Source organism: Virgibacillus dokdonensis, from assembly GCF_900166595.1.
Lineage (GTDB): Bacteria > Bacillota > Bacilli > Bacillales > Amphibacillaceae > Virgibacillus > Virgibacillus dokdonensis.
This window is the reverse complement of the sequence record NZ_LT745763.1, coordinates 294,404-321,302: the sequence shown is the minus strand read 5'-3', so window position 1 is coordinate 321,302 and position 26,899 is coordinate 294,404. Positions and strand designations below refer to the sequence as shown.

Below are 26,899 nucleotides of genomic sequence, written 5' to 3'. Positions count from 1 at the left end.
TGCAAAAAATAAAAGAAGTGCTATCCCCAAGAGGGATTCTTTCAAATCATTCAATGTAAGAATCCACTTCAATATAAACCCTAAAACTTTATACTTATCCATATTAAAAACTATAAAAGCTACTTACTTTGAAAGTATTTTCATGAAAACGCATAAAAAAGATACTTTATACAGAATTACTTGTAGATATATACATTACACAAAGACACACATATAATGAAACCATAGCTAATTAGCCAAGATGATTCATCCTACATGTTTCTTATTGTATCTAGATACATGAAAAACAATGAAAGGGAGCATGACTAAGTGTATTCCTTTCCCATCTTTATTTAATGAATACAACCACAGAAAGGTGAGCTACTATGTCTAAAAAGAAAATTGTTGGTGTTACAGCTTGTTCAGCCGGAATAGCCCATACGTATATGGCCGCCGAATCTTTAGAAAAGGCTGGCGTTGCTAAAGGTTACGACATCAAAGTGGAAACACAAGGTTCCATCGGTGTCGAAAACAAACTAACTGCTCAGGAAATTGAAGCAGCTGACGTAGTAATACTAGCTGTAGAAATTAATATCGATATGACACGTTTTGCAGGTAAGCGTGTATTAAGAGTACGAGCAGCAGAAGCAATTAAAAATCCTGAGGCTTTAATTGAAAAGGCTTTAAATGAGGCTCCTATTTACGGTGAAAAGGGAACAAAAGCGGGAGTAGCAAAGATGGGCAAAACAGAAGAAGGCGGTTTCTTCCAGCATATTATGGCAGGTATTTCCTACATGATCCCAATGGTTATTGCTTCCGGACTTATTTTAGCTATTGCCAATGTATACGCATTCCAAAAAGATGATGCAGGAAGAATTGTCAACTGGGGTTTTGATACTTCTACATTTATGGGCGATTTAATGTCCAACTTGTTCAGTGTTGGGCAAGTCGGTTTCCTATTAATGATCCCTTTGTTTGCTGGATTTGTTGCGAACTCTATCGCCGGAAAACCAGCAATTGCAGCAGCCATGATTGGAACCTATATTGCCAATGATGCAGAAATGCTTGGCGCTGAAGCTGGAGGAGGATTTTTAGCAGCTATTCTAGTTGCCTTTGCAGCTGGGTATCTTGTCAAAGGGCTTAAAAAAATTCCTTATCCAAAAATCATTCAGCCTATCGTACCAATCATGCTACTACCATTAGTAAGTACATTAATTATTTCTATTTTTGTCCTATACGTGATTGGAAATCCAATGGCCTCTATGATGGACTTCTTATATGAAGGGTTAACGACTTTAAATGAAAATTATGCGGCAGCACCAGTAATTGTAGGTATTATTATTGGCGCAATGGTCGGCTTTGACCTTGGTGGACCAATTAATAAAACAGCACTTGTTTTTGGTACAGCAGTCTTTACGGACACCGTTGCTAAATATGGCATTGAAGGTGCTAACTTTGTACCACAGACAGCAACTCAAGCAGCGATTTCTGTTGCTCCACTTGGAATATGGCTTGCCTCTATACTCTTTAAAAAGAAATTTTCACCAACCGAAAAAGTATCTGCACATAGTGCATTTGGTATGGGGATGGTTGGTGTAACAGAGGGTGCTATACCTTTTGCGGCACAAGACCCAATTCGAATGATCCCTGCCTTTGTTGCTGGTTCAGCAGTTGCTGGAGGACTTGCAGCGGGATTAGGCGCCAAATTTTACGGCGGTATCGGCTCTCCACTTGGTACATTTGTCGGATATATTGAACAGCCTATTCCTTTTGTTACATGGATTTTCAGTGTCATGACAGGGGTACTCGTTACAGCCGTTATTATTGGATTTACAAAGAAAAAGGTGGAATAAATCATGGTGACATCGATCTTAGATATACAACATATTACTTTTGATTCTTCCGTAACGACAAAAGATGAAGCTTTACAATTTATTGCTGACTTTGCAAAAGAAAAAGAGATTGTTAAATCGGCTAAAGCATATTATAAAGGGCTAAAAAAACGTGAGCAAGAGGTTACGACAGGTTTTAAGAGCTCCATTGCTATTCCTCACTGTAAGCATAAAACAGTGAAGAAACCTGCACTGATGTTAGTGAAATTTACGAACCCAATTGAGTGGGAATCGATGGATCATCAACCTGTTCATATGACGTTCGCCCTTGCTATTCCTGAAGGGAAAAATCAAGAGCATCTCACATTACTCAGTACAATTTCTCGGGCATTAATTGATGAAGCATTTACAAAATCGATTATGGAAGCTGCAACAGCTGAGGAATTGCATGCGATTATTCAAAATAAATTACTTGCTCAAAGTGACTAACAGATTAGGGTGTTGTTGAAATGAAAAAGAAAATTCATGTGATCGCTCATACACATTGGGACTATGAGTGGTATTTTACAAGTAGCGAATCATTTATCCAGCTTTGTTACCATATAGATGAGGTAATCAAAGCGTTAGAAGATGGTGTCCTCGACTACTATATGCTGGACGGACAAATGAGTATAGTGGAAGATTACCTGGAGGTACACCCAGATAAACAACAAATATTACAATCACTCATCGCAGCTGGAAAATTAAAAGTTGGTCCTTGGTACACACAATCCGATCAAATGATTATTCGTGGTGAATCGCTCGTCCGCAATTTGCAGCTTGGTATTGAATCTGGAGATGCATTAGGCGGAGCAGATCGATTAGGGTATATCCCAGATGCGTTCGGACAATCCATGGATATGCCAAAGATTTTTTCACAATTTGCGATTGATAAAGCTGTCTTTTGGCGCGGATTGTCCTCTGACCAATTAAACACGAGAGAATTCTACTGGCAGTCAGAGGATGGATCTAATCTATTAACCTACAATATAAAAGATGGTTACTTTGTCGGTGTACAACTCATTGAAGTAGACTATGCAAAGCCTTTATTAGAGCAAATAAAACAGAATACCACTTCATCTCATATTGCTCTACCGGTGGGTGGGGATCAACGATATGTCGATTTTAATTTAAAAGAACGGATTGCTCACTATAACGAACAGCTTACAGATGATCACTTCATCGAAAGTAACTACGATCACCTCTTTGCAGGCATCGAGAAAGAAGCGAAGGATTTACCAAATGTCCAAGGAGAATTATTGAATGCGGAAGTTTCTAAAATTCATCGTTCTATTTACTCATCTCGCTATGATCACAAATATTTGAACGATAAAATAGAACGTCGGTTAATTTTTCAAATTGAGCCATTAATGAGCCTAGCAGACCAGCTAGGAATTCCATATAAACAAGCGCTTATAGATAAAATTTGGAAATTAACATTACGTAACCACGCTCATGATAGTGCTGGTGGCTGTAATAGCGATAAAACAAACCAAGCCATTTTACAACGCTTTATTGAAGCTGACCAACTTTCCTATTCTGTCGTCGATTACTTAACACGAAAAATCAGTGAATCAAGGAATAATGTAAAAAATAATCAAGTAACTATCTTTAACACGTTACCAATAATAAGAGAGCAAGTTATTACCATTGCTTTATCATTACCAGAGACGAGCTTTTCTATATATCATGGAGAACAAAAATTGGATTATGACATCCGAAATATAACGAAGCATTCCAATGCACCGATTCGTAAAACAATCGATCCTGCTCCTGCATCGTATTATTACGAAATCGAAATTGCCTTGCCTGTAAAATTACAACCGCTTGGCTATGAAGTGCTTGATATTGTATTGAAAGAAGATCGTATGGAAACAGTTCCTGCTTCCGAGAAGCAAGAGGTCACTCCAAATACAATTGAAAATGAATATTATCAAGTACAAGTTAAGAATGGCAGTGTTCAAGTTCTCGACAAAGAAAGTAACACCTTATATCCTAATTTCTTACTTGTTGAAGATGCTGGTGATGACGGAGATAACTACGACTACTCGCAACCAGAAAATGACTGGAAATTACAATTTAAATTTGACACAGCTAGTGTTTCTAGCAATCCAGGAACTTGGAAAAGCACACTGAAGCTTAACGGAAATTTTGTTGTCCCTAAAAACCAGCACGAACGCGAACAAGGAACTGCTACGGCATTGATTCCTTACACCTGCACTATTGGGTTAGAAGCGCATAAGCAGGCTGTAGATATTCATTTGAAAATAAATAATCAAGCAATGGATCATCGCATGCGCTTACTAATAAATGGTGGAGTAAATACAGAGGAAAGTATTGCTGATACACCTTTCGGGACTATATCTCGTCCTGTAACTGACCCTAACTTCAAACATTGGCAGGAAAAGGGCTGGAAAGAAGAGCCAACAGGTATTTATCCGATGCTTAGCTTTGTTCAATTGCATGACCAACAAAAAAGCGTGACCGCCTTTACAAAAGGGATCAAAGAATACGAAATTATCGGTTCTAAAGAAAAAGATATAGCACTCACGCTATTTCGTGCAGTAGGCTATCTTGGTAAACCAGATTTGAAACGGCGACCAGGGGTGGCTTCTGGTAATCAGTTCAAATATATCGAAACACCTGATAGCCAATTGCTTAAATCATTAACATTTAAGGTCTCTGTTCGCATTGGGCGTACATGTAATCAAGCTTGCGCATTTGCAGATTACCAAAAATATGCCATGTCGATTCCTTACTATCAACAGCAAAGCTTAAACCAATTTACGAATACGCTAAAATACTTTGTGATGCAACCACTCCCTTTTCAAGTACCAGAAACCTATTCTTTGGTGGATGCGACAAATGTGAAACAAGTTGTATTTAGTTCATGTAAAAAAGCACGTCAAAGTAAAGGAATGATCTTACGCTTTTTCAATCCGACAAACCAAGCTATGGAAGATGGTGGCGAGCTAACCTGCAAAGAAAACGTCCACTTTTGGCAGTTTACAACGATGGAAGAGAAACTGGATAAATCCAACCAAAGAAGTAGCCAAACCATTCATTTAGGAAGCTTTAAGCCAAAAGAAGTTAAAACAATATATATCGAATTTAAATAATCATATAGAACTATCTAGCTTGTGCGGACCTTTTTACCATCTATTCAGAGAGGGGGCTATTTCTTCCCCCTCTGAATATACAAACGAATGAACGTGCTCAACCGCTTTATTTTTTCTTAACAAAGGCTCGGGGCGCCCGTTTAGCAACGTAGCGAGTGGAGCGAATCAACTGAAGTTTTAGGAATTATGCTCCTGCAACAGGAGTATGCCGGCGTTGGGCGGCAAGCCCGTCTTTAGTCGGCCTTCCTATTTAGAACGAACCGATGATGACTTAGCTTAAGGCGATTCGTGAAGTCGCCTAGTTGCTGGGCGATGGAGCCGGACGTGGCTCATTCGGTTATTTGGTTATCCCATAGCATCAAATTTTTATACTTTCTTATCCCTTAAAAAAAGCGTGTAGACGAATTACTTTATAGACGCTAGGTCGTAAGAATATATTATAATGGAATCAACACATGATATTAAGGTCTAAATGAAGCGGGTGGTACGGTTGATTAACAGTGATCTATTTTTATTAATTGAAAGTTCTAGATTGAAGTTTACAGTAGTAGATGAACAAATTGCTGCTTATTTTTTAGAGGGAAATCCTCCTCTCAAACAGTCGGCAATTGCAAAAAAAATAAATGTATCTACTGCTTCTATTACAAGGTTTTGTCAAAAAATAGGCTTTGAAAACTATAAGGAATTTATCTATGCCTATCGAAATGCGTTAGAAGAGCATACTATTGATAAAAACAATGTGACACATAATCTTAAATTTCGTTATAAAGAATTGATTAATACGATTGATGAAAATCTAGATATACAAGATATTAAAACGGTATGCGATTATATTTACAATCATAAGATCATTCATGTGTACGGATTAGGATTAAGCGCAATTGCTGGAGCTGATTTCAAATTTCGATTTACTAGGATTGGTAAATTTATTGAAGTAGTGCAAGATCATAATTCCATCGAGATGGTCTCTTCCCTTTTAAATGAAGATAATTTAGTTATTTATTTGTCGTTACGAGCAGAAAACCAATATGTTCTTGACTCCCTACAACAGCTTAAACAACAAGGGACATCGATTGTTATCATCACTTCAAATCATTCAGAAGAAATAAAAGAACTGGCAAATGTTACTTTACTGACTTCAAGTTTACAAAACACAAATGAAGTTGGACAAATCTCTGTACAGATCCCGCTGCTCATTATTATTGATATGATTTATTCGCAGTACATTAGCATGTACAGAGAAAATATAAGCAAATGGATTCATACGGAACACGCTTATAGACAAGGTCACAACATGAAGAATAAGCGATTCTAAACATAAATGCTCAGGGCTTAAAGTTCGTCGCCACTAGATAAGCCTACTACTGTGTTTCAACGAGGTTTTTGAAAAGAAACTTTTTACCAAAAAATCTGATGCTTTCCTATAGTGCTATAACAGCTAAGCATTTTCTACTTTACAATTGTATAAAAAACACAAGATCTAATGAGCTACAAGGTAAAAGAAAAGGGGCTATACAATGAAACACTACCTTGCATTTGACTTTGGCGGAACGTATATCAAATACGCAGTAATAGATGAAGAAGCAAACATTTCTTTAGAAGACAAAATCCCAACTCCCGATCATTTACAAGATTTATTGGATTTTATCCAACAAACAGTGCAGCAAGTAAAACAAAAGAAAGAAATTAAAGGACTAGCGATTAGTTGTCCAGGAACGATTACGGCTGATGGTGAAGTACAAGGGACGAGTGCCATCCCTTATTTACACGACATCGCTTTAAAGAAGGTACTGCATGAAGCAACAGACATGCCAGTCGCAGTGGAAAATGACGCAAACTGTGCAGCACTTGCGGAGTTATGGAAAGGCGGCGCTGTTGGACTACAAGATGCATTGGTCATTGTCATTGGTACAGGTATTGGTGGAGCTATCATTTCAAACGGTGCATTATATCGTGGTGCGCATCTTTATGGTGGAGAGTTCGGCTACGCTATTTTGTTTGCAGATCCAAAAACCAAACGAATCGATTATTGGAGTCAGATGGGATCTACTTCTGCCATCGTACGAAAAGTCGCTGAACAAAAAGGGATTTCAGCAAACTCGTTATCTGGAGAACAAATTTTTTCCATGGCTAACAATGGAGATGAGATTTGTCAGCAAGCTATCGAGGAATTTTATTTTGTTTTAGCAACAGGCATATACAACTTACAGCATATGTATGATCCTGAACTTATTTTAATCGGTGGGGGTATTAGTGCAAGGCAAGATTTTATGTCTTCCCTTTCTACTAGCATACAGGATGTTCAACAATCAATGGGAATAGGCAACCCGCACGGAAAAGTAACTACTTGTACTTTTTTACAACAGGCAAATCTTATCGGGGCAACCTATCATTTCCTTCAATCTAAATCATAAGAAAAGGTGGTAACTATGTCACAATACACATTTCCTAACGACTTTTGGTGGGGAAGCGCTGCTTCAGCTACGCAAACAGAAGGTGCTGCAGCAATTGACGGTAAAGGAAAAAATATTTGGGATTATTGGTATGAACAAGAACCGAATCGTTTTTTTCAACAAGTCGGTCCCAGTGAAGCGTCCCGTTTTTATGAAGCCTATCAAACAGATATTGCCTTAATGAAAAAGTTAGGTCATAATTCCTTTCGTATGTCTATCTCCTGGTCACGTCTTATGCCAAATGGTACAGGAGAGGTGAATCCAGCAGCGGTGAATTTTTACCATCACGTACTGGATGAGCTAATCAATGCAGGGATTGAGCCTTTTGTAAACCTCTATCATTTTGATATGCCGCTAGCTATGCAACAGATAGGTGGCTGGGAAAACCGCGATGTTGTCGAAGCCTTTCAAGCATATGCTCGTACTTGTTTCCAATTATTTGGTCCTAAAGTGAGCAAATGGTTTACACAGAATGAACCCATTGTTCCCGTAGAGGCTGGCTATCTATATGATATGCACTATCCAAATGTCGTTGATTTCAAACGAGCTGTTCAAGTAGGATATCATTCTGCTTTAGCTAGTGCCAAAGCGATCCAAGCCTATAAAGAAGAAAGGCAACAAGGAAAGATAGGTATCATTTTAAATGTAACCCCATCTTATCCAAGAAGCAGTCACGCAGCTGACGTAAAAGCTGCGAAAATTGCAGATTTATTTTTTAACCGCTCTTTTTTAGATGTCTCTGTAAAAGGTGAATTCCCGAAAGAACTTATCCAATTACTGGAAAAACATGACCTGTTACCAGTCACTCAAACGGAGGATCGCGTCATTTTCTCAAATTATACGATTGACCTTTTAGGGGTAAACTATTATCAGCCCCGTCGAGTAAAAGCAAAAGAATATGCCGCTCACCCAGACGCCCCTATAATGCCTGAGCATTTTTTTGACGCTTATGACATGCCGGGCAGAAAAATGAACCCCTATCGTGGTTGGGAAATATATGAAAAAGGAATTTATGATATTTTAATCAACTTAAAAGATAACTATAATAATGTAGAGTGCTTCATTTCTGAAAATGGTATGGGCGTAGAAAATGAGCAGCGATTTAAAGATGATTCTGGAATCATTCAAGATGATTATCGAATTGATTTTTACAAAGATCATTTAAAATGGGGCCACAAGGCATTAGAAGAAGGAGCTAACGTTAAAGGGTATCACGTATGGACATTTATGGATAATTGGTCTTGGATGAATGCCTATAAAAATCGCTACGGCTTAGTTTCCGTTGATTTAAATAATAACGCGAAACGTTCCATTAAGAAAAGCGGTTATTGGTTTAAAGATGTCGCTACTAACAATGGCTTTTTTACAGAAGCATAAGGTGTTAAAGTTTTAAGCCGTGGGGCATTGTCTCATGGCTTTCTAAACTTGATATTCATCTATTGAAGATGGCTTCAAAACATATTGGATAATATATCTATATGTTGCTTATTAATATAATGCTAATTTCCTCCATGCAAGACAATTTTCCTACAATAAAATACCGTAGCCTAAAGCGACCTTCCCCCTTTAAATAAATTTATTTTATTTTATTATTTGTGAAAAAATAACATTCACTTGTGAAATTACGAGCAATTAGGAGTATACGGGTGTTTTTACCTTCATATATTCACATATGTAATAATTTTGTGGATATTTGTCGTTTTTTGATCTTTTTTGTTGAATATTATTTCCATTATGCTATATTGAAGGAGAAGAGGAAATATATAGCAGATTATATATAGGACTTTTCTGCTAATTACAAAAATAGTTTCAATAAGGAGATGAAGAACATGACAGCGCAAAGTCAATTTTCAATGCCTTCCATTAACTTATTTGGTTCAGGAAGCATTCAAGAAACTGGTTCCCGTTTAAAAGATGTAAATGCGAAGAAAGCCTTATTAGTAACAGATGAGGGACTATTTAAATTAGGTATCGCAGACAAAATTGCGAACATCATTAAAGAAGCTGGGCTAGAAGTAGAAGTTTATCCAAAAGCTGAGCCAAACCCTACAGACAAAAACGTAGCAGATGGTGTAGAAGCATATAAAGCTGCCAATTGTGACTCTCTTGTATCATTAGGAGGAGGATCTTCACATGACGCCGCTAAAGGTATTGGACTTGTTGTATCTAACGGTGGAACGATCCACGATTATGAGGGTGTAGATAAATCAGAGAACCCATTAGTTCCATTAATCGCCATTAACACAACAGCTGGAACAGCAAGTGAAATGACGAAGTTTACAATAATAACTGATGTAAAGCGTCATGTAAAAATGGCTATTATTGATAAGCATGTAACGCCTTTAGTATCCATTAACGATCCAGATTTAATGGTTGGTCTACCACCAGCACTAACTGCTGCTACAGGATTAGACGCTTTAACTCATGCTGTAGAAGCTTACGTATCAACAGCGGCAACTCCAATGACAGATTCAGCTGCTGAAAAAGTATTTGAACTTATTCCTGAATATTTACCACGAGCATTTGCCAATGGACAAGATATCGAAGCACGTGAAAAAATGGTTTACGCACAATTCTTAGCCGGCATGGCATTTAACAACGCTTCGTTAGGGTATGTGCATGCAATTGCTCACCAAATGGGCGGGTTCTATAACTTGCCACACGGTGTATGTAACGCCATCCTTTTACCACATGTGTGCCATTACAACCTTGTAGGTCGCGAAGATCGTTTTGCTAAAATGGCAGCCTATTTAGGTGAAAATGTAGACGGATTAAGCAAACGTGAAGCAGCTGAAAAAGCAATTGCTGCCATTGAGCGTTTATCGAGAGACTTAAATATTCCATCTGGCTTTAAAGAACTTGGTGCAAAAGAAGAAGACATCCCTACCCTAGCAGAAAACGCTATGAAGGACGCTACGGCTGCAACCAACCCTAGAAAGCCAAAATTAGAAGAAGTTCAAGCAATCATTCGCAAAGCGATGTAAGTAGCATTTTAAAAAAATTTTTAAAAATATGAAACAAATACAAACTAACTCCCACTACCTGCTTCTCAGCAGGTAGTTTTTCTACGTCACATTCCCAATAATTCAATCACACGCTTTGTTAAGTTTGGCACGATTTCAAAAGAATATGTCATCTCTACTCGTTCCAAACGCTTATGCGCATCCATACCGTACGGGCCGATGTTGATTACAGGTATATTTAATTCCCGTATATCCTCATAAGGGACAAAATGTTTGCTACCCCAACTTGGGCTGTTCTGGATAACAGCTTGAATATCTGCTTGTGAATCTCTAATCGCCACAAAGCTCATATCTGAAATATGTGGAAAAAAATTTCTTGTTACTAAAGGATGCGAATAGTTTGGTTGTAATTCGGTGACCGCCTTCTCCAAAGCTTTGATGAGTGTCGCTTCTTTTTCATTGTCCTCCGATAAGTCCACTCTTGGTGAGTAAAGAGAAGCATAAAATAAAATAATTGCTGGTGTTTTATCTGTCATCCATTTCCAAGCCTCTTCCACGATATAAACAGAAAATAAACGGGTATCCAGATTTTCTTGTTGCAAAAGAAAATCTTTAAACGCTTGGATATGCTGTATAAAAGGCTCACCATGCTCCTTTTTTAACCTATTTTCCATTTCTTCATACGTTAGTACTCTTGGCTTCCATCCAAGCGGTGCAGGCGATTTTCCTCGAAGCTGACCAAATTGCTGATAGCGCTGTTGCAATTTTTCAATAGCCCGCTCAAAAGCAATGTAAGCCTCCCCTTTCAATGTTTCCAGAACTTCTGCCGGCGACCAGGAATGGGTAAAAAAATTATAGTATACGTAAGCCGCCAAAGCAGTTTGTGTTGTATAAGCTGGCTTCAAATCGGTTTGCTTTAAAGAAACAGGTGGATGCGTCACTTCTCCATGTGCATCATCACAAAGATGTGGGTTATAATTGATTTGATTTGTTAACTCAGCTGCTATAAAATTCGGATCAAACCCTTCGAAGCACGAGCCAACATGTGTTTCTGCTCCTTGAACAAGAAATGTCGGAAGCAATTTCCCTACTGTACCTTTATATATGTAGCGATTTTCATCTCCTGCAAATGCTGGAGCAACAAAGTCAGAATTAATGGCAGCTACATATTCAAAACCTTTTTCCCTTTTCCATGATTTTAATAGCGGTATCGCCGATAAAATACCATGTGAACTATCTTCTTCATCGCAAGCTGCTAAAAATAGCAAATTCCCCTTCAGTTCCTCGGGATGGTTGGCATAATATTTCAACAAATATAAATGACTAGCAAGACCGCTTTTCATATCTAAAGCTCCACGACCAAACAACCAATCCCCTGATTCTAAGTCTGCTTTTACCGTAGAAGGCAATTGCTCCCCTTTTAGATGTTCCATCAACTCCTCTGGAGAACAAGCTACATGCTGTAAATGTTGAAAATCAAATGTGTCAACCGTATCCATATGTCCCATAAGAATGACCGTTCGATTACTGTTTCCTTTTGTCCCTTTTACGAACGCAAGCACATTATATCTTTCCATATGATCATTTGCTGTCGGCTGTAAAAGCACTTGATCAGCATGCCCTCTGAAATAGGGATAATTGGAAATAATGGAATACAATGAAGATGCTATCGTTTTTTCCCCATCTGTATTTACCACGCTTTCCATGTGTACTAATTGTTTGGTTATATGCAATATTTCCTCTCTGGAATGTAACATCATATCAACCTCCTTAACACTATTGTACAAAAAGTAACACTATTATGATAACAATTTTTTATATCTTTTTGGCAGCAATTTTAAGATCGCTGCCACCAGTAAATTTGAGCCTCTCTTGTAAAAAGATGATGCTACTGCACCATATTGTTGTTTTTGGAACATCAAACACTTTTGGGTGTTAAACCAATTTGAATATCAAGGTAATTTTTGTTATTATTAAAAAATTAACAACTTTAACTTTTATCTCTACTTAAGCAAAAAATGAAAAGGAGCAAACGTATGCAAGTTATTCTGCAATCTATTTCAGAGTTTCTTTGGGGACTGCCTCTTCTTATTGCTATTCTCTTTACGGGCGTGTATTTTTCCGTTCGGAGTAAATTTTTTCAATTTCTTTATTTGCCACATATTCTTAAAAAAACATTGCTAAGTATCTTTAAAAAGAAGGCCACTAATGATGATACGTCCTCCAAAGGGATTATTTCCTCCTTTGAAGCTGTTAGTACAGCTATTGGCGGTTCTGTTGGTGTTGCCAATATTGGCGGAGCCTCCACTGCAATTGCCGTTGGCGGGCCAGGTGCTGTATTTTGGCTTTGGATTTGTGCCCTATTTGGTATGATTATAAAAACCGTTGAAGTAACCTTGTCTGTTCATTATCGCAGCACAGATGAAAACGGCGAACCGTATGGCGGTCCAACCTATTATATGGAAAAAGGACTTGGAGAAGAGAAGAATTTCCGCTACTGGATGATCCCTGCCATTCTGTTTGGTTGCGGTATTTTTGGCACCTTCTTTTTTACACTGCAAAACTACACGATCTCCGAAGCAGTAAGTTCTACATTTGATATTGGCATGATCCCTGTCTCCTTAACACTTATGGTAATTACATATTACGTCATCTATGGTGGTTTAAAGCATATTGGGAAGTTTGCAGCAAAATTAGTTCCCATTATGGTGTTATTTTACATTCTGTCTGGTTTGTATATTATTTTGAGCCATGTCACCCAAATTGGCGACGTGTTTTCCATTATATTTCAAAGCGCGTTTGGTGGGACAGCCGCTGTAGGCGGGTTTACTGGCGCAGCAGTAACACAAGCAATTAGTATGGGGATGGCAAGATCCGTCTATAGTAATGAAGCTGGTTGGGGGACTTCCCCGATGGTTCATTCAACTGCTAAAGTAAATCATCCCGTTAAACAAGGGCTTTGGGGCGCGTTTGAAGTATTGGTTGATACGATTGTGGTTTGTTCCCTCACTGCTTTTGTCATCATTATTACAGGTAAATGGTCTTCCGGCATGTCAGGTGCTGCATTAACATTATCGGCATTTGAAATGGGAATAGGCGACACTGGAAGAGTTGTCATCACCATTTCGATCTTCTTATTTGGATTAACAACCTTAACAGGTTGGTTCGTATATTATGAAGTGCTACTGCGCCACCTATTACGAAATCAAAAGCGCGCTTTTAAAAGAGGTGTGTTGACGTTTTACAATTGGTTTTACCCTATACCAGGAACGGCTTTAGTCATCTACGCCGTAAGCTATGGTTTAACAGGTCAAACGGTCTGGTATTTTGCCGATATAGCTTCTGCTATTCCTACGTTTATCAATGTTACGGTGATTTTAATCTTAAGCAAAAAATTCTTTACCTTGCTCCACGACTATAAGGCAAGGTATTTAGGAATTGGGAAAATCGACCCAACTGTACATCTATTTTATGAAGATGAGCATCCACCCCCTTCTACTTTTAAAAAAGTGCCTTAGCGTGGACAAAGGCTCGGGGCGCCCCTTTAGCAACACAGCGAGTAGAAAGCATCAACGAAAGATTTAGGAATCATGCCACTAAAACAGGGTATGCCGACGTCGTGCGGCAAGCCCAACCAAAAAACAGTAGCAATTATAAAACGCTACTGTTTTTTTATTGGTTTAAGGTGTAGCGACTCGTGGATAATTTTGAACTTCAGCGACTTTACAAATTTCTAAAATAAACGTTTCATTTGCGCTAAAAATATAACATCTCTTTATAACTATCCTACATTTTCCATCATCATTGAGTATCATTTTCAATTACTTTTTCATACATTTATTACTTAATTTATGTATGGATGTAACCACAGCTTACCTAGCAAACACAGTCATTTTCAGTAAAAAAGGTAAATGCTTGACAAAAAACAACTACTAATTAATAATAGATGTGTAATTAGAATTATTATAGCTAAAGCTTTTGCTTTTTAGCTCATACATCAAAATACTTCTAGGAGGAAGATAATTATGTCTTTAATAGGAACCGAAGTACAACCATTCTCTGCAAAAGCCTTTAAGCAAGGTGAATTTATCGATGTTACAGAGGAAAATTTCAAAGGGCAATGGACAGTGCTTTGCTTTTACCCAGCAGACTTCTCATTCGTATGCCCAACAGAACTAGAAGATTTACAAAACGAATATGAAAATTTGAAAAAATTAGGTGCTGAAGTGTATTCTTGCTCTACAGACACACACTTCGTACACAAAGGTTGGCACGATGCGTCTGATAAAATTAATAAAATTGAATACGGAATGATTGGCGATCCTGCACAAACACTTACTCGTATGTTTGATGTGTTAAATGAAGAATCTGGTCTTGCTGATCGTGGAACATTCATCATTGATCCAGATGGCGTTATCCAAACTGTAGAAATCAATGCGGATGGTATCGGCCGTGATGCTAGCTCATTAGCTGATAAAATCAAAGCTGCACAATATGTACGTAACAATCCAGGTGAAGTATGTCCTGCAAAATGGAAAGAAGGCGAAGAAACACTTAAACCAAGCCTTGACCTAGTAGGTAAAATCTAAGGAGTGCTATAAATGGTACTAGACCCAGAGATCAAGTCACAATTACAACAATATCTTGAACTATTAGAAAACGACCTAGTGCTTAAAGTAAGCACTGGAGACGATAAAATATCAAAGGACATGCTAGCTCTTACGGATGAGCTAGCTAATATGTCCAATAAAATAACAGTTGAACATACAAAGCTAGCGAAAACACCAAGCTTTAGTATTAATCGTGTCGGGGAGGATTCAGGCATTGCGTTTGCTGGTCTTCCACTTGGGCATGAATTTAATTCACTCGTCTTAGCTCTCTTACAGGTGAGTGGCAGACCGCCAAAATTAGATCAAAAAATGATTGACCAAATTAAAAGCATTACAGAAGAATATCACTTTGAAACATATGTTAGTCTAAGCTGTAACAACTGTCCTGACGTGGTTCAAGCGTTAAATATGATGAGCGTACTCAACCCAAATATTTCGCATACGATGATTGACGGTGCAGCGTTTAAAGACGAAGTAGAAAGCAAGAACATTATGGCAGTTCCGGCTGTCTATTTAAATGGAGAATTCTTTAATGGTGGGCGAATCACCCTTGAAGAGTTACTAGAAAAAATCGGACATGGTGTAGATGCCTCTGAGCTTTCTGAAAAAGAGCCCTTTGACGTTCTTGTCGTCGGCGGTGGTCCAGCAGGTGCTAGCTCAGCTATATATGCTGCTCGTAAAGGAATCCGCACTGGTATCGTTGCTGAACGCTTTGGCGGTCAAGTTCAAGATACACTTAGTATCGAAAACTTTATTAGCGTCAAGCGCACAGAAGGGCCCAAGCTAGTTGCTAACCTAGAAGAACATGTCAATGATTACAACATTGATGTCATGAACTCTCAACGCGCCAAAAACCTCGAAAAGAAAGATATGTTTGAGCTTGAACTGGAAAATGGCGCTGTACTAAAAAGTAAAAGTGTCATCATTTCTACAGGCGCTCGTTGGCGAAACATCGGCGTTCCTGGCGAACAAGAATTTAAAAACAACGGTGTAGCATATTGTCCACACTGTGACGGTCCATTATTCGAAGGAAAAGATGTCGCTGTTATCGGCGGAGGTAATTCTGGAATTGAAGCAGCTATCGACCTCGCTGGAATTGTGAAGCATGTCACGGTACTTGAATTCGCGCCAGAACTAAAAGCTGACGAAGTGCTACAAAAACGCTTGTACAGCTTACCAAACGTAACAGTCATTAAAAATGCCCAAACAAAAGAAATCACTGGTACTGACAGTGTAAATGGGATTACCTATATCGATCGTGAAACAAAAGAAGAAAAACATATTGAACTTCAAGGTGTATTCGTACAAATTGGACTCGTTCCAAATACAGAATGGCTTGAAGGCACTGTAGAACGCAACCGCATGGGTGAAATCCTTGTAGACAAACAAGGACAAACAAACGTTCCCGGCTTGTTTGCCGCAGGAGATTGTACCGACAGTGCTTATAACCAAATTATCATTTCTATGGGGTCAGGCGCAACTGCTGCTTTAGGCGCATTTGACTACTTGATCCGTAATTGAATATACCTTTGTGACAAAGTCGTTATACTACCTATAAGGGGGTAGTATAGCGACTTTTTTATGCAGCAAGAGATTCCAACAGCGCATGATTTGCGTGCTTCACAGATCGCCTCCGCTGCATTGATACAAAACTTGTGAATGGTGACTTATCACGATTTCATGAAGTCGCCTAGTCCCTGGACGCTGGAGCCGGACGTGGCTATTCCGTTAAATCGGTATCCCAGCAACAATATCATACTTTCTTATCCTTTTAGAAAAATTTAGCTATCGCCAGTCCTTTTGGCGATAAACCGTCGTCGTTTCGTTTATACCATAAAGCTTAAAAAATTTTTACTTTCCTATAGTGTCAAATATGTACATTCGCCCACCCTTCTGCATAGGATATGGTAATTATGAATAGAAAGGATGGAACAACATGTATTATTATCCGTATGTATACCCTTATCCTTACTATACGAACAATCCAAATTACTATAGTAGGTATGCACCTATGCATGCAAATATGGATGGCACACCTCTAGCTTATCAAAATTATGCTTATGCCTATCCCAGTTATCAAAATCCCTTTTACCAAACAGACGATCGTTCACACTTGAAAGACTACGGCGGAAAGCCATATGTGGTAAATATTGAGGAAGCTACAGAGGAAAATGAAACATTTCGTACAGCCATTTGGACGGGAGATCATTTACAAGTTACCGTCATGAGTATTCCTGTAGGTGGCGATGTTGGATTAGAGGTTCACCCAAACGTAGACCAGTTTTTACGCATTGAAGAAGGTGAAGGAATAACACAAATGGGTAATACCAAAGATAATCTAACTTTTCAGCGTAACGTCTATGACGACTATGCCATTATGGTTCCTGCTGGCACATGGCATAATATAACAAATACAGGCGATAAACCATTGAAGCTTTATTCCATTTACGGACCGCCAAACCACCCATTTGGAACGGTACATCGAACACAGGAAGAGGCCATGGAGATGGAAGGGCATTATCATTAAAATCGTATGAGCTTGATACTATTCCATGGAATTTAACTTTACGAACAGAATTTGCGCAAACGGAGTGGGAAGGCTTTATTCCACGACAGCATGTTCTTAAAAGATATTTTTATTCTTTCAAGGTCTAAGTCGCATATTATTATAAAACTTAGACCTTTTTTATACTGTTTTTCTTATTAGGTTGCCTATGTTTAAATGTTGAATAATGCTTCCCGCTTCCCACAAATCTTTTATTTAAAAAGACCGCAACATCTGTTCATGACCACGTATCTTTAGTAGCTTAGATCTCCACCACTTTTCTATATAAGTTAAAGCCCACTCCTAGAAGACAGATTCCTTTACCCGCTTATGATCGCTTCAACAGAAAGAAAAACTCACCTTTTACTTGGAAAAAGCGTGTAAGACCACGAATAAATGAGATCGACTACAAATACAATCCCCCATAGCATTCCAATAGAAAGAAACGTCTTATTCGTGTATGGTGACTGTGTAAAATCCCCTTGCTCTACCCATGATAAATCAGTCAGATATGCTTTCAATTCCTGCCAACTATCTGTTCCTAATGACCAGAAAATGGTTTGCCCTAGGATAAACACTACAATATGAATCATAGAAGAGATACGATACTTCTTGGCAATGTATTTAGGATTTTTATTTCTGTCCATAATGGTATAATCTTTATCCGTTAGCAATTCTACGCCACGCCAATTTCCAATCTTATTCCGCATCCAACGGTCTAACCTTATGAAATCAAAGATACCAAATGTACAAGCATAGATGACAAAAATCGTAATTACGATAAGAAAATTTGAAATCTCTCCCGTATGCTGATATACATACATACCCAATAAGGCTTCTGCAACTAATAGTATGAAAAACAAGCAGATAAATAATGCGCTCGTTTTCGTTTTATTGAAAAAGTATCGGAACAGGCCAAATAGTAGTAATGAAATGAGGGATAACACTTCGGCGACGATAAATATTTCCCAGCTGTACGTTACGAAAAAACTCAGATGATCAACCCCTTATGACATGATGTAATCAAGCTTCCTTTCTATTGTTTTGATAAATAACAAACGCTTTTTCTACAAACTCTAATAGTTCTTGATCCAATGGATAAAAACCAGCTTCCTGTGATTTTTCAGGTGATTTTCTTATTTCCCATAACTTATCTATAAATTCTGGACAATCACCGTAAACCTCCACCGTTTTTTCATCCATCCGTCTAATAATTCGTTGCACTTCTGGTGCAGAGACTCCTTTTAGCATATGCTGTTTTAATTGGGCCATTAGCGCGATCCATTCCATTGTATCTGGATCACCGTGATTAATATTTGGGAGCATATCCAACAGCTTTCTTTCTTCTTGATCAAACATTTGTTTTAAATACGCTTCCCTTTTATGAAAATCTTTCTGGTAAATTTGAATGAGTTTTTGTAATTGAAGCAAGTCAATTTGATCTTCCAGTACCATTTCATGTAACAACCCACGTAGGATGCTTTCCATTTCCCCTAGCTTTTCTTTTTCTTTTAAAATATAATTCAATTGATTTTGCAAACCACTAAACCAATCATGGTTTTCATTCTCCAGTATATCCTTAATAGCTTGCAGACTAAATCCTAACGTTTTCAAAAACTGAATTTCTTGTAATTTTATTAGCTCTTTCTCTCCATACAGTCTATGCCCGCCTTCCGTCTTGTCGGCTGGTGAAAGTAAATTGATTTGGTCATAGTATCGCATCGTTCGTACCGTTATTCCCGTCTGTTTGGTTATTTCTTTTATAGAAATCACTGCAAACTCTCCCCCACACTTTTCCTACGTTATAGTAATTATACAAAATGACGTAACGTCACTTTCAAGCATTTCACCATTTTTAGGGGAATTTATTATTTCATTTTAGAAAAACTTGGCTTGTCGCCAAGTCTTATGGCGAATGGCGTAGTTTTTCTTATACTATAAACCTATAGACTTTATATTTTCCTATAGTGTAAAAAAAGGATACCTCATGGTACCCTTTCTTTCCTTCCGCTAATAGATGAAACTGACGCTGAAACGCTTCACATCCATATCCCATTTATGTTACACATTCAGAAAAATAGTCAACGAAGAAAAAGTTCCTTTAAAGTTGTTAACTTCTTCACGCTTTAAATCGCTTCCTTCCGAACAAAGAAATGCAAGCAATTATTTTTTCCATTCCAGCAAATATTCCTTTTCCCCTGTAGGTTCATCTACCAATTCTTCACAAATTGCAAAAGCCTGTTTGAGGTAAAAACCGACCGCCTGCTTGTTTTTCTGATAGACTTTTAATTGTATGTGATTGCGGTTTGCTTTAACAAATTGCAATAGTTCTTTACCGTAGCCTTTTCCTTGACAAGCAACTTTCACAAATACAGCTGCTAAATAATTGTCAACCATTGCAATAAAACCTACTATCTCGCTGTCCGCCAAAATAACATGCGTTTCCGCCATTGGCAAATACGTTTCCTTCATCGCTTTTCGTTGTGACTCCCAGTACGCTTGCTCGATAAAGTTGTGCGCATATAGGGAGCCTTGATACCAAATATCCACTAATTGATCCAGTTCATCTGGATGATACTTCCTTATGTTCATGTTTTTTCACCTTTTCATCTTCCTTGAGCAACTGCTCGTCTATATTATATGGGAAATCTTTTATTCTAGCAATCATCCCTTCCATATCATCAGCTCTTAACACAACAGATGTGATAGATCTTGTTTTGCCAAAGATCTTTTTCAATGGCACAGGTTGTTTAAGTATGAACTCATAATGTGGATCATCCCACTGCATGAGCGAAACATAAGTATGCTTTGGTATTTTCGTTTCAAAAGAAATAGGTTGCGCAGCTACAATCTCGCTTATATTACGAATATCTAATTCTAGATTACTTTGAAAGCCAAATTGTATGTTAACCTTATTCCCCTCTATTACATGGGGCTTACGTTTCGCTGATTGAAACAGTGCCATGAAATAAACGAGCGCATGTACATGTATGATGGTGGTAATCCGAGCAATGATTTCATTCCAAAAATGCAGGAGGAAATGCAACAAACCTCCTTCTAAAACCGTTAGCATACTAAAAACTATTGTAATTACCATCATTTGTTACGTTTGATGATACGTATACACATTTTCATCCCTAGCAGGTGCTGGATGCTTTTTCAACCAAACGACTGCGCCATAATACCACAAACGCATATACATCAAGCCTATCTGCTTTAACATTCCTCCTCGAACTCCATCTGTTCCATATAGACATCAATAACTTGACTGATAAACGACTCTACTTCTTTTGGTAGAAGAGTAAAGTGATATAGAGCATCGCCTTCTATTTCTAACGCATTCATAAATGATGTACATATACCATCACCTTGCGTTCTATATCAAATCTTTCTTCTTCGGACAAATGGCGAATGAAAATTTTCTCCATGGAAGATGGAGACAAATGATTCGCTAGCCATTGCTCCACATCTTCTTCTGCCTGCGTTGCATGAATAATTGCTAATAACAAATCTTTATTTATTTCGCTCATGTCTGCCATCTTCTCTACTCTTGAAATAGTGCGAATGACATGAATAAGGTGATCTCGTTTTTCTTCAAGTAATTTTTTTTGCTCTTTTAACGTTTCCTGCATGTTTTTCGCAGCGCTCTCATAAAGGTGTGCTTTAATCTCTTTTAACGAAAACCCTAAATATTTGAATGTAATGATTTTTTGTGCGGTAAATATATCCTCATGCGTATACAAACGATGGCCGTGATCCGTGTAACTGGTTGGCTTTAATACTCCTTTTCGATCATAGTATTGTAACGTACGCTCCGTTATACCAATCATATTTGCGAACTGTTTCACTGTAAAATATGTTTCAGTCATGCCCAATCTCCTCCCCTTGTTCCTCTCTCCCTTAGTTTAACTTATGACGTAACGTCATAGGCAAGGAAAACTTATTTTGTTTAACCGCTATCCAATGGTAAAATAGAGTTATAGAATCTCTCTTCTGAATAAAGAAAGCAGGTGACAGCATGGCAGATTTCTCCCATTTTAATGAACATGGCAGGGCTAAAATGGTTGATATATCCGACAAACATGAAAGTGAGCGAAAAGCCATTGCCCGATCAAGTGTCAACATGAATAAATTAGTTTATGCAAATATTGTTGAACAAAAAAACAAAAAGGGCGATGTGCTAGGTGTTGCTCAAATAGCTGGTATTATGGGCGCCAAGCAAACATCATCCATTATTCCCATGTGCCACCCGATTCCCATTAGCAGTGTAGATCTTTCCTTTACTTGGGTGGAACTAGAGGCGTACGATATGTATCAGTTAGTGATTGAAGCTGAAGTGAAAACAGTCGGGTCTACTGGAGTAGAAATGGAAGCATTAACTGCAGCTGCCACAGCAGCTTTGACGGTATATGACATGTGTAAGGCAATCGACAAAGGAATGACGATTGGACCAACTTTTTTACAAGAGAAAAGCGGAGGAAAAAACGGTGATTACCATCGGGAGACAAACTAGCTTTTAGCTATTTTCTAATAAACTCGCCCCTTAAATCTTTCATTTGACAACATGACAGCGTGATTTTCTTTAAATAGCAGGGGGTGTACCCTGCTATTTTTATACCATTCATTTCGCCTCCGATAGTATCACAAAAACAAAGGTTTACTATTTAAGTAGTCTTAAAATCATGTTGAAATTCAATACTATACTTCTTATAAAAACTGCTTTACCTATTCATTTACAATTCAATACCACAAATTAAAAAAATCCTGTGCACACAAGACAGTATACACAGGATAAGCCTACGTTTTAAGCGCTTTGTTCTATCTTAAACTATAGAAAAACGACGACGCTTTTGCGCCATAAGACTTGGTGACAAGCCAAGCTTTTCTAAGAATATGATTAATAAAATCAGGCGAATATTACTCTTCTATAATCTCATGAAGAAAGCTTACACCTTCTGCTGTAGCAGGTAAATGAAAAAAATCACAGAAGGTTGCACCAACATCAGACATAGTTTCCCTCATACCAATACTCACTTTTTTCACCTTTTTTCCTACCACCATAATTGGAACATACTCTCGTGTATGATTAGAATGTCCGATGGTTGGATCGTTCCCATGGTCAGCCATAATAATTAAAATATCATCTTCAGCCAGTTTAGGAATGAACTTTTGTAACCACTGATCCGTTTCATTTAACAATTCACAATACCAATCTACATTCTCGGCATGCCCTGCTAAATCCGTTTCTTGCACATTCACCAAAAATGCAGCATCATTTTTTTCTTTTTGGTACGCTTCGTCAACTTTTTTTAATAATTGGGTTGTATTCACAATAGGCTCAGCGGGGCCTTCACCATGCAAGACATCCGCCGTTTTTCCTAATCGATAAACTTTTAGCCCATGTTTTGCAGCAATCATAGGGAATTGTTTGTTAATTTCTACACCATACCCCATATGATAAACATCGTACCCTTCTCCATAAACTTTCGCCTTAGGTGTGTCCACACCCCACTGCCCTTTATTTTTTTCCTTCACACAAGACAATATATGGTCAATGGAAGTGTATGGACCACCGAATGCAATAACTCTCGTTGTATCTACATTGGCACGAATGACTTCTCCTAGTTTTTTTACTTTGTTGAACGGCATTTTTTTAAAATCTGCTGTCACATTAATAATGTTACCAACCTCAGACTCTAAGTTATCCCCAACAACTACGGCGTTGTCAACTAGAAGAATAGGACAAGAATCAATCGGATATGTGACCTTATATCCTTTTTCTTCCAGAGCTTGCTTTAGTTGAGCATGAATATCTTTCATTAATCTTTTATAAGACTTTTTCGGACAGCTTCCAGCAATCTCTTGATGCCCTAGATAGGTATCTGCTCCATGGTGCGCCAATTTGGAGTAGCCATACGCATTTTCTGGCACAGGTCTACCATCTACAAGTGTTCCTAAGCCCATCTCGTACATCTTCGGTATATCCAGTTCGCATTGTTTTGCCTCTCGAATATGTTTATAAGTGTTCGCATTACAATCAGAAGGTACATATGCAGCACAATCATCCATCGCTCCTATACCAAAACTATCAATGACAAGTAACATCATTTTAGGCATGATGTCACCACTTCCTTTCTAAATGAATAAGTCTCGGATTACCAGTTTGTATTCCTTCTATCAGTGCTACATGTGCTCGTGTTACAAATATTTGGGTGCGAAAGGCAAAAATAGCTGTATCTCCAATTTCTATTTGAAAGTTATCCGATTTATCTATAGAACCATAGTAGTCGATAGATTCTGGGCTGTTGTTATAAGCACGAACGTATCGTTTCAATATACTTTGTTCCTCATGTCCTACAAAACAGCCTTCCATATTAGAACGTCCATAATACCCTCCCGCTATTACTTGATATTGCTCTTTGAACCTATGCGATACCTCAGAAACATAAATAATAGCTGGCTTTTCAGGTAAATCACAATACGCATGTAATGGGGTTGTACCTGTTAACCCATGCCCCGGCTCGCCGTGTGTAACACCTTGTAGGGCTAGCTGTGGTATTGTTTTACAGCTAGTTCCCCCTGGGCCATTGACTTGCTTTATTTCAATTCCTTCATTCTCTAAAATGTCTCTCGCCTGCATTAGTGTATGCATATTAGTTGTAGGAATCATTTTCGTCTCTGTTTGGTTTATTTCCAAGTTGGGAAACGTAGTAACGCCAACAATATTTACACCTGATAATTTTTGAATTTCGGCAACTGTCTTAGAAAGGTACTCTAAGGGGATTCCGCCTTCCTGGGCACTATACATTTTATCATTTGAACCATAGACCTTGAGTAAGATATTTTGCTTCATTCCAAGCTTCACTGCACTTTCTGATAATTGCTTGGCTCTTTCATAGGAAAATATCGTAACTACCTCTGGCTCCCAGCTTAATACTTCATTCCACTGCATTTTCCCTGGTTGGACTAGATGACCAATATTTCCAATAGCTACTCCGTTTTCAGCCAAAACTTTACCTTCATCAAAATCTACGGCAACAGCTTTTTCAATACCATTGTCTGTAAAAATTTTCGCCAACTCGGGAATTCGTCCAAGTTGTTTTGTCATAAAATAAAGGTTAAAATGATGATCATTAGCTGTTTTTGCCATCATTCTTGTATTCTCTTTTAGTATGTCCACATCTATTATATATGTGTTCGGCGGGATTTCCCCAGATTGATGAAAAGTAACACCAGTCTTTATTAGTTGTGGATTTCTACGTTTGGTTACGTCCAAAAACATGGGCATCCTCCTGCTTTCTGTTGAAAACTGTATTTATTGTACTGATTTTATTGCTTTATCTAAAATTCTTAAAACAGTTGAAGATCCAGATTTCATTGGGTTAATTCGTAAGCCATACTCTTTTAACTTTGGCTCAGCGGCAATAAAACTGCCTGAAACACGATAGATCATTGGTATAATTTCATACTTAGACTCTGCCCCCACCGGGTGTGTTGCTGCCCCCAATTGATTGCTCACTTTAATAACTTCTTGAGCAATCGGCTGTCGCAGTTCTACAATAATCACTTTTGATTGTGCATTTACCATATATGCATGATCGATTCCTTCAATTATACCTTCATTTAAGTGCTTACAAACATCTTCCACCTGTTCATTTTGCGTAGCAAGAGCTACAGGCGCAAAGGTCATCATGCGCAACAGTTCCATTGCTTCATATCCTTGAATCTGGCCACCGCCTGAATAATTTCTTTCTTGAAGCAAGTTGATTGCTTCATTCTTACCAACAATTATCCCAATTCCTTCTGGTCCAAGTACTTTAAATCCTGAAAAAGTGGAATAATCCGCCCCAAACTCAACACCAATCCCATACGCCTTCATAGCACAATAATTGTCATCAACAACAATGGCGATATCTGGTCGTGCCTGTTTAACAATTTGAATAACTGTCTTTAAATCATAGATATCAGTAGGTGTTTGGCGTGCATGTTGAACATAAAAAACTTTACAATTATCCTCTGCTGTTACTGCTCTTTTAACAGCTTCCACATCATTATAATTTACTTTCTTTGTTTTAATTCCCAGCATTTGAATGGTATCCTGAGTCGTTGTATATATTGGGGCATCGTGAATGAACATTTGATCTCCTGTTGACATCAATGTACTTAGTATAGTACGAATTGCTCCAGTACCAGCCCCTCGCACTAGCGAAGCATTCTCTGCGCCAAAAAATGTAGCAAGTGTTCGTTCAACCCTTTTTGTCTGTTCTGGTTTTTTATATTGTGGAGCAACTCCTAAATCTCCCATTGATAAAAACTGATCGCCAGAAAAATGCTCACTCATACAATCAACTAATTTAAACTGTAATTGTTGCGCTTCTTTAACGGTTAAAGTTGGAATAACAGAATCGGCATACTTTAATTTTGATTTATCATAAGCCACTATAAACGCTCCTTTATCGATAAGGCGTTCGCAGGATTATGAATCAACAAATCATCTATAACATGATTAGAGACGCCCTGCTCCCGTAGAATTGGTACAAACTTATTAAGTACTAAATCATATCCAAGACCACCATGCTTTTTCCAATGAGATTTCCTAGTTAAATCAGCGGAAAGTAAAATTTGTTTTTGAAAACCTCGTTCAATAAAATCGATCAAATACGATAAACGTTCTTCATCTGGCCTATAGTTATTTTTTCCAATTGTATCAAATCCAATATAAACTCCAGAACGAAGCACCTCTAGCACTTCATTTTTATTCGGATTGAGGTCTTGGTGACCAATAATAATTTGATCTTTATCCAAGCCAACGTTAAAAAGCATTTCTACTTGCTCACGACCCATTGTTCCTAACGTCGTATGTGTACTAACCGTTAATCCCGTTTCTAAAGCTGCTTTTCCAGCACCAATAATTAATTCTTTTTCTACTGGCTTCATCTCATTTAAGCTTGTTCCAACTTCACCTATTATCCCCGGAAATATTCCGCTATCTCCTATTCCCTCTTCTATTTCACGAATAAAATGCGCTGCAAACTGATGACGGTCCCAGCTGTTAGCAAAATCAGGAATAAAGGGATTCTTATAAAATCCTGTACAAGTTACAATGTGAACATTTGATTTCTCACTTAACGTTTTTAAACGTGAAACATTTCTACCCATTCCATCATTTGTTAATTCTATTAGTGATCTGCCACCCGCACGATAAAAATGATTCAACTCAGAAATCATACCTTCTTCATCATCTAATATAGTGTCTGGATCATTTTTCACTTTTGATAGATCAATGGATAAATGTTCATGTGCTGCGCATACCCCAAAGTCATCTGTAGTAATCCTACCTCTTACAGTTTGTATCATAT

The 26,899-nt window shown here is 38.0% G+C and carries 23 protein-coding genes; 12 read left to right on the top strand and 11 right to left on the bottom strand.

Features of this window, described 5'->3' with window-relative positions; genetic code table 11:
- Positions 1–365 precede the first annotated feature (365 nt).
- The 7 genes from B2C77_RS03220 to B2C77_RS03190 all read left to right on the top strand — a co-directional run bounded on the left by B2C77_RS03220 (position 366) and on the right by B2C77_RS03190 (position 10,406).
- Positions 366–1,832: a PTS fructose transporter subunit IIC gene (locus B2C77_RS03220; RefSeq protein WP_077702385.1), complete on the top strand. Its 1,467-nt coding sequence runs from the start codon at positions 366–368 to the stop codon at positions 1,830–1,832.
- A 3-nt stretch (positions 1,833–1,835) separates the two neighbouring features.
- The gene (locus B2C77_RS03215; protein WP_077702384.1) at positions 1,836–2,300 is read left to right on the top strand and encodes a PTS sugar transporter subunit IIA; all 465 of its coding nucleotides are present in this window, start codon (positions 1,836–1,838) and stop codon (positions 2,298–2,300) included.
- Positions 2,301–2,320: 20 nt separating this feature from the next.
- Positions 2,321–4,969 carry a glycoside hydrolase family 38 N-terminal domain-containing protein gene (locus tag B2C77_RS03210; protein ID WP_077702383.1) on the top strand — a complete coding sequence of 883 codons (2,649 nt, stop codon included), beginning with the start codon at positions 2,321–2,323 and terminating at the stop codon, positions 4,967–4,969.
- A 472-nt stretch (positions 4,970–5,441) separates the two neighbouring features.
- Positions 5,442–6,284, top strand: coding sequence for a MurR/RpiR family transcriptional regulator (locus B2C77_RS03205; RefSeq protein WP_077702382.1), 843 nt, complete (start codon positions 5,442–5,444; stop codon positions 6,282–6,284).
- A 202-nt stretch (positions 6,285–6,486) separates the two neighbouring features.
- Positions 6,487–7,383: an ROK family protein gene (locus B2C77_RS03200; RefSeq protein WP_077702381.1), complete on the top strand. Its 897-nt coding sequence runs from the start codon at positions 6,487–6,489 to the stop codon at positions 7,381–7,383.
- A gap of 15 nt (positions 7,384–7,398) precedes the next feature.
- Positions 7,399–8,799, top strand: coding sequence for a glycoside hydrolase family 1 protein (locus tag B2C77_RS03195; protein WP_077702380.1), 1,401 nt, complete (start codon positions 7,399–7,401; stop codon positions 8,797–8,799).
- A 452-nt stretch (positions 8,800–9,251) separates the two neighbouring features.
- Entirely contained in the window at positions 9,252–10,406 is a 1,155-nt protein-coding gene (locus tag B2C77_RS03190) for an iron-containing alcohol dehydrogenase (RefSeq protein WP_077702379.1), read from the top strand.
- 86 nt (positions 10,407–10,492) lie between these two features.
- Here the strand turns inward: B2C77_RS03190 and B2C77_RS03185 are convergent, their stop codons facing one another.
- Complete coding sequence (locus B2C77_RS03185) at positions 10,493–12,142, bottom strand: M20/M25/M40 family metallo-hydrolase (RefSeq protein WP_077702378.1); 1,650 nt, start codon at positions 12,140–12,142, stop codon at positions 10,493–10,495.
- Between the two features lie 279 nt (positions 12,143–12,421).
- On the opposite strand from B2C77_RS03185, the gene B2C77_RS03180 reads away from it, so the two are divergent.
- From B2C77_RS03180 to B2C77_RS03165, 4 genes are all read left to right on the top strand, one after another.
- The gene (locus tag B2C77_RS03180; protein ID WP_077702377.1) at positions 12,422–13,903 is read left to right on the top strand and encodes an alanine/glycine:cation symporter family protein; all 1,482 of its coding nucleotides are present in this window, start codon (positions 12,422–12,424) and stop codon (positions 13,901–13,903) included.
- Between the two features lie 507 nt (positions 13,904–14,410).
- Complete coding sequence (gene ahpC, locus B2C77_RS03175) at positions 14,411–14,974, top strand: alkyl hydroperoxide reductase subunit C (RefSeq protein ID WP_077702376.1); 564 nt, start codon at positions 14,411–14,413, stop codon at positions 14,972–14,974.
- Positions 14,975–14,986: 12 nt separating this feature from the next.
- Positions 14,987–16,516, top strand: a complete 1,530-nt coding sequence (ahpF, locus tag B2C77_RS03170; protein WP_077702375.1) for an alkyl hydroperoxide reductase subunit F — start codon at positions 14,987–14,989, stop codon at positions 16,514–16,516.
- A 415-nt stretch (positions 16,517–16,931) separates the two neighbouring features.
- A complete protein-coding gene (locus tag B2C77_RS03165) occupies positions 16,932–17,522 on the top strand; it encodes a cupin domain-containing protein (protein WP_077702374.1) in 591 nt (196 codons plus the stop codon).
- A 374-nt stretch (positions 17,523–17,896) separates the two neighbouring features.
- Here the strand turns inward: B2C77_RS03165 and B2C77_RS03160 are convergent, their stop codons facing one another.
- From B2C77_RS03160 to B2C77_RS03140, 6 genes are all read right to left on the bottom strand, one after another.
- Positions 17,897–18,403, bottom strand: coding sequence for a hypothetical protein (locus tag B2C77_RS03160; protein WP_367946635.1), 507 nt, complete (start codon positions 18,401–18,403; stop codon positions 17,897–17,899).
- 160 nt (positions 18,404–18,563) lie between these two features.
- Complete coding sequence (locus B2C77_RS03155) at positions 18,564–19,313, bottom strand: MerR family transcriptional regulator (protein WP_077702372.1); 750 nt, start codon at positions 19,311–19,313, stop codon at positions 18,564–18,566.
- A 390-nt stretch (positions 19,314–19,703) separates the two neighbouring features.
- The gene (locus tag B2C77_RS03150; protein WP_073006983.1) at positions 19,704–20,132 is read right to left on the bottom strand and encodes an N-acetyltransferase; all 429 of its coding nucleotides are present in this window, start codon (positions 20,130–20,132) and stop codon (positions 19,704–19,706) included.
- Entirely contained in the window at positions 20,104–20,640 is a 537-nt protein-coding gene (locus B2C77_RS03145) for a hypothetical protein (protein WP_176087267.1), read from the bottom strand. Before B2C77_RS03145 ends, B2C77_RS03150 begins: the two co-directional genes overlap by 29 nt.
- A gap of 116 nt (positions 20,641–20,756) precedes the next feature.
- Complete coding sequence (locus tag B2C77_RS22295; RefSeq protein WP_296361115.1) at positions 20,757–20,885, bottom strand: hypothetical protein; 129 nt, start codon at positions 20,883–20,885, stop codon at positions 20,757–20,759.
- Positions 20,882–21,409: a MerR family transcriptional regulator gene (locus B2C77_RS03140; RefSeq protein WP_077702370.1), complete on the bottom strand. Its 528-nt coding sequence runs from the start codon at positions 21,407–21,409 to the stop codon at positions 20,882–20,884. Before B2C77_RS03140 ends, B2C77_RS22295 begins: the two co-directional genes overlap by 4 nt.
- A 149-nt stretch (positions 21,410–21,558) precedes the next feature.
- Here B2C77_RS03140 and moaC point away from each other — a divergent pair, with 149 nt between their 5' ends.
- Complete coding sequence (gene moaC / locus B2C77_RS03135) at positions 21,559–22,053, top strand: cyclic pyranopterin monophosphate synthase MoaC (protein ID WP_077702369.1); 495 nt, start codon at positions 21,559–21,561, stop codon at positions 22,051–22,053.
- A 404-nt stretch (positions 22,054–22,457) separates the two neighbouring features.
- Here the strand turns inward: moaC and B2C77_RS03130 are convergent, their stop codons facing one another.
- The 4 genes from B2C77_RS03130 to B2C77_RS03115 are packed head-to-tail and all read right to left on the bottom strand — an operon-like array spanning position 22,458 to position 26,897.
- Positions 22,458–23,657, bottom strand: a complete 1,200-nt coding sequence (locus B2C77_RS03130) for a phosphopentomutase (protein WP_077702368.1) — start codon at positions 23,655–23,657, stop codon at positions 22,458–22,460.
- A gap of 4 nt (positions 23,658–23,661) precedes the next feature.
- Positions 23,662–24,822 carry a YhfX family PLP-dependent enzyme gene (locus B2C77_RS03125; protein ID WP_077702367.1) on the bottom strand — a complete coding sequence of 387 codons (1,161 nt, stop codon included), beginning with the start codon at positions 24,820–24,822 and terminating at the stop codon, positions 23,662–23,664.
- A gap of 33 nt (positions 24,823–24,855) precedes the next feature.
- Positions 24,856–25,980 carry an aminotransferase class V-fold PLP-dependent enzyme gene (locus B2C77_RS03120; RefSeq protein WP_414930255.1) on the bottom strand — a complete coding sequence of 375 codons (1,125 nt, stop codon included), beginning with the start codon at positions 25,978–25,980 and terminating at the stop codon, positions 24,856–24,858.
- Positions 25,980–26,897, bottom strand: coding sequence for a phosphotriesterase family protein (locus tag B2C77_RS03115; protein ID WP_077702365.1), 918 nt, complete (start codon positions 26,895–26,897; stop codon positions 25,980–25,982). The genes B2C77_RS03120 and B2C77_RS03115 overlap by 1 nt, the downstream gene beginning before the upstream one ends.
- Positions 26,898–26,899 lie beyond the last annotated feature (2 nt).

Excerpts from the sequence above, each read along its gene's own strand:
- B2C77_RS03210 (WP_077702383.1), top strand. The coding sequence starts at position 2,321 with ATGAAAAAGAAAATTCATGTGATCGCTCATACACATTGGGACTATGAG.
- B2C77_RS03165 (WP_077702374.1), top strand. The coding sequence starts at position 16,932 with ATGTATTATTATCCGTATGTATACCCTTATCCTTACTATACGAACAAT.
- B2C77_RS03140 (WP_077702370.1), bottom strand. The coding sequence starts at position 21,409 with ATGACTGAAACATATTTTACAGTGAAACAGTTCGCAAATATGATTGGT.
- B2C77_RS03185 (WP_077702378.1), bottom strand. The coding sequence starts at position 12,142 with ATGTTACATTCCAGAGAGGAAATATTGCATATAACCAAACAATTAGTA.
- B2C77_RS03150 (WP_073006983.1), bottom strand. The coding sequence starts at position 20,132 with ATGAACATAAGGAAGTATCATCCAGATGAACTGGATCAATTAGTGGAT.
- B2C77_RS03220 (WP_077702385.1), top strand. The coding sequence starts at position 366 with ATGTCTAAAAAGAAAATTGTTGGTGTTACAGCTTGTTCAGCCGGAATA.
- B2C77_RS03195 (WP_077702380.1), top strand. The coding sequence starts at position 7,399 with ATGTCACAATACACATTTCCTAACGACTTTTGGTGGGGAAGCGCTGCT.
- B2C77_RS03125 (WP_077702367.1), bottom strand. The coding sequence starts at position 24,822 with ATGTTTTTGGACGTAACCAAACGTAGAAATCCACAACTAATAAAGACT.
- B2C77_RS03200 (WP_077702381.1), top strand. The coding sequence starts at position 6,487 with ATGAAACACTACCTTGCATTTGACTTTGGCGGAACGTATATCAAATAC.
- B2C77_RS03205 (WP_077702382.1), top strand. The coding sequence starts at position 5,442 with ATGAAGCGGGTGGTACGGTTGATTAACAGTGATCTATTTTTATTAATT.
- B2C77_RS03215 (WP_077702384.1), top strand. The coding sequence starts at position 1,836 with ATGGTGACATCGATCTTAGATATACAACATATTACTTTTGATTCTTCC.
- B2C77_RS03145 (WP_176087267.1), bottom strand. The coding sequence starts at position 20,640 with ATGATGGTAATTACAATAGTTTTTAGTATGCTAACGGTTTTAGAAGGA.
- B2C77_RS03190 (WP_077702379.1), top strand. The coding sequence starts at position 9,252 with ATGACAGCGCAAAGTCAATTTTCAATGCCTTCCATTAACTTATTTGGT.
- B2C77_RS22295 (WP_296361115.1), bottom strand. The coding sequence starts at position 20,885 with ATGAATGCGTTAGAAATAGAAGGCGATGCTCTATATCACTTTACTCTT.
- B2C77_RS03115 (WP_077702365.1), bottom strand. The coding sequence starts at position 26,897 with ATGATACAAACTGTAAGAGGTAGGATTACTACAGATGACTTTGGGGTA.
- B2C77_RS03180 (WP_077702377.1), top strand. The coding sequence starts at position 12,422 with ATGCAAGTTATTCTGCAATCTATTTCAGAGTTTCTTTGGGGACTGCCT.
- B2C77_RS03130 (WP_077702368.1), bottom strand. The coding sequence starts at position 23,657 with ATGCCTAAAATGATGTTACTTGTCATTGATAGTTTTGGTATAGGAGCG.
- ahpF (WP_077702375.1), top strand. The coding sequence starts at position 14,987 with ATGGTACTAGACCCAGAGATCAAGTCACAATTACAACAATATCTTGAA.
- ahpC (WP_077702376.1), top strand. The coding sequence starts at position 14,411 with ATGTCTTTAATAGGAACCGAAGTACAACCATTCTCTGCAAAAGCCTTT.
- moaC (WP_077702369.1), top strand. The coding sequence starts at position 21,559 with ATGGCAGATTTCTCCCATTTTAATGAACATGGCAGGGCTAAAATGGTT.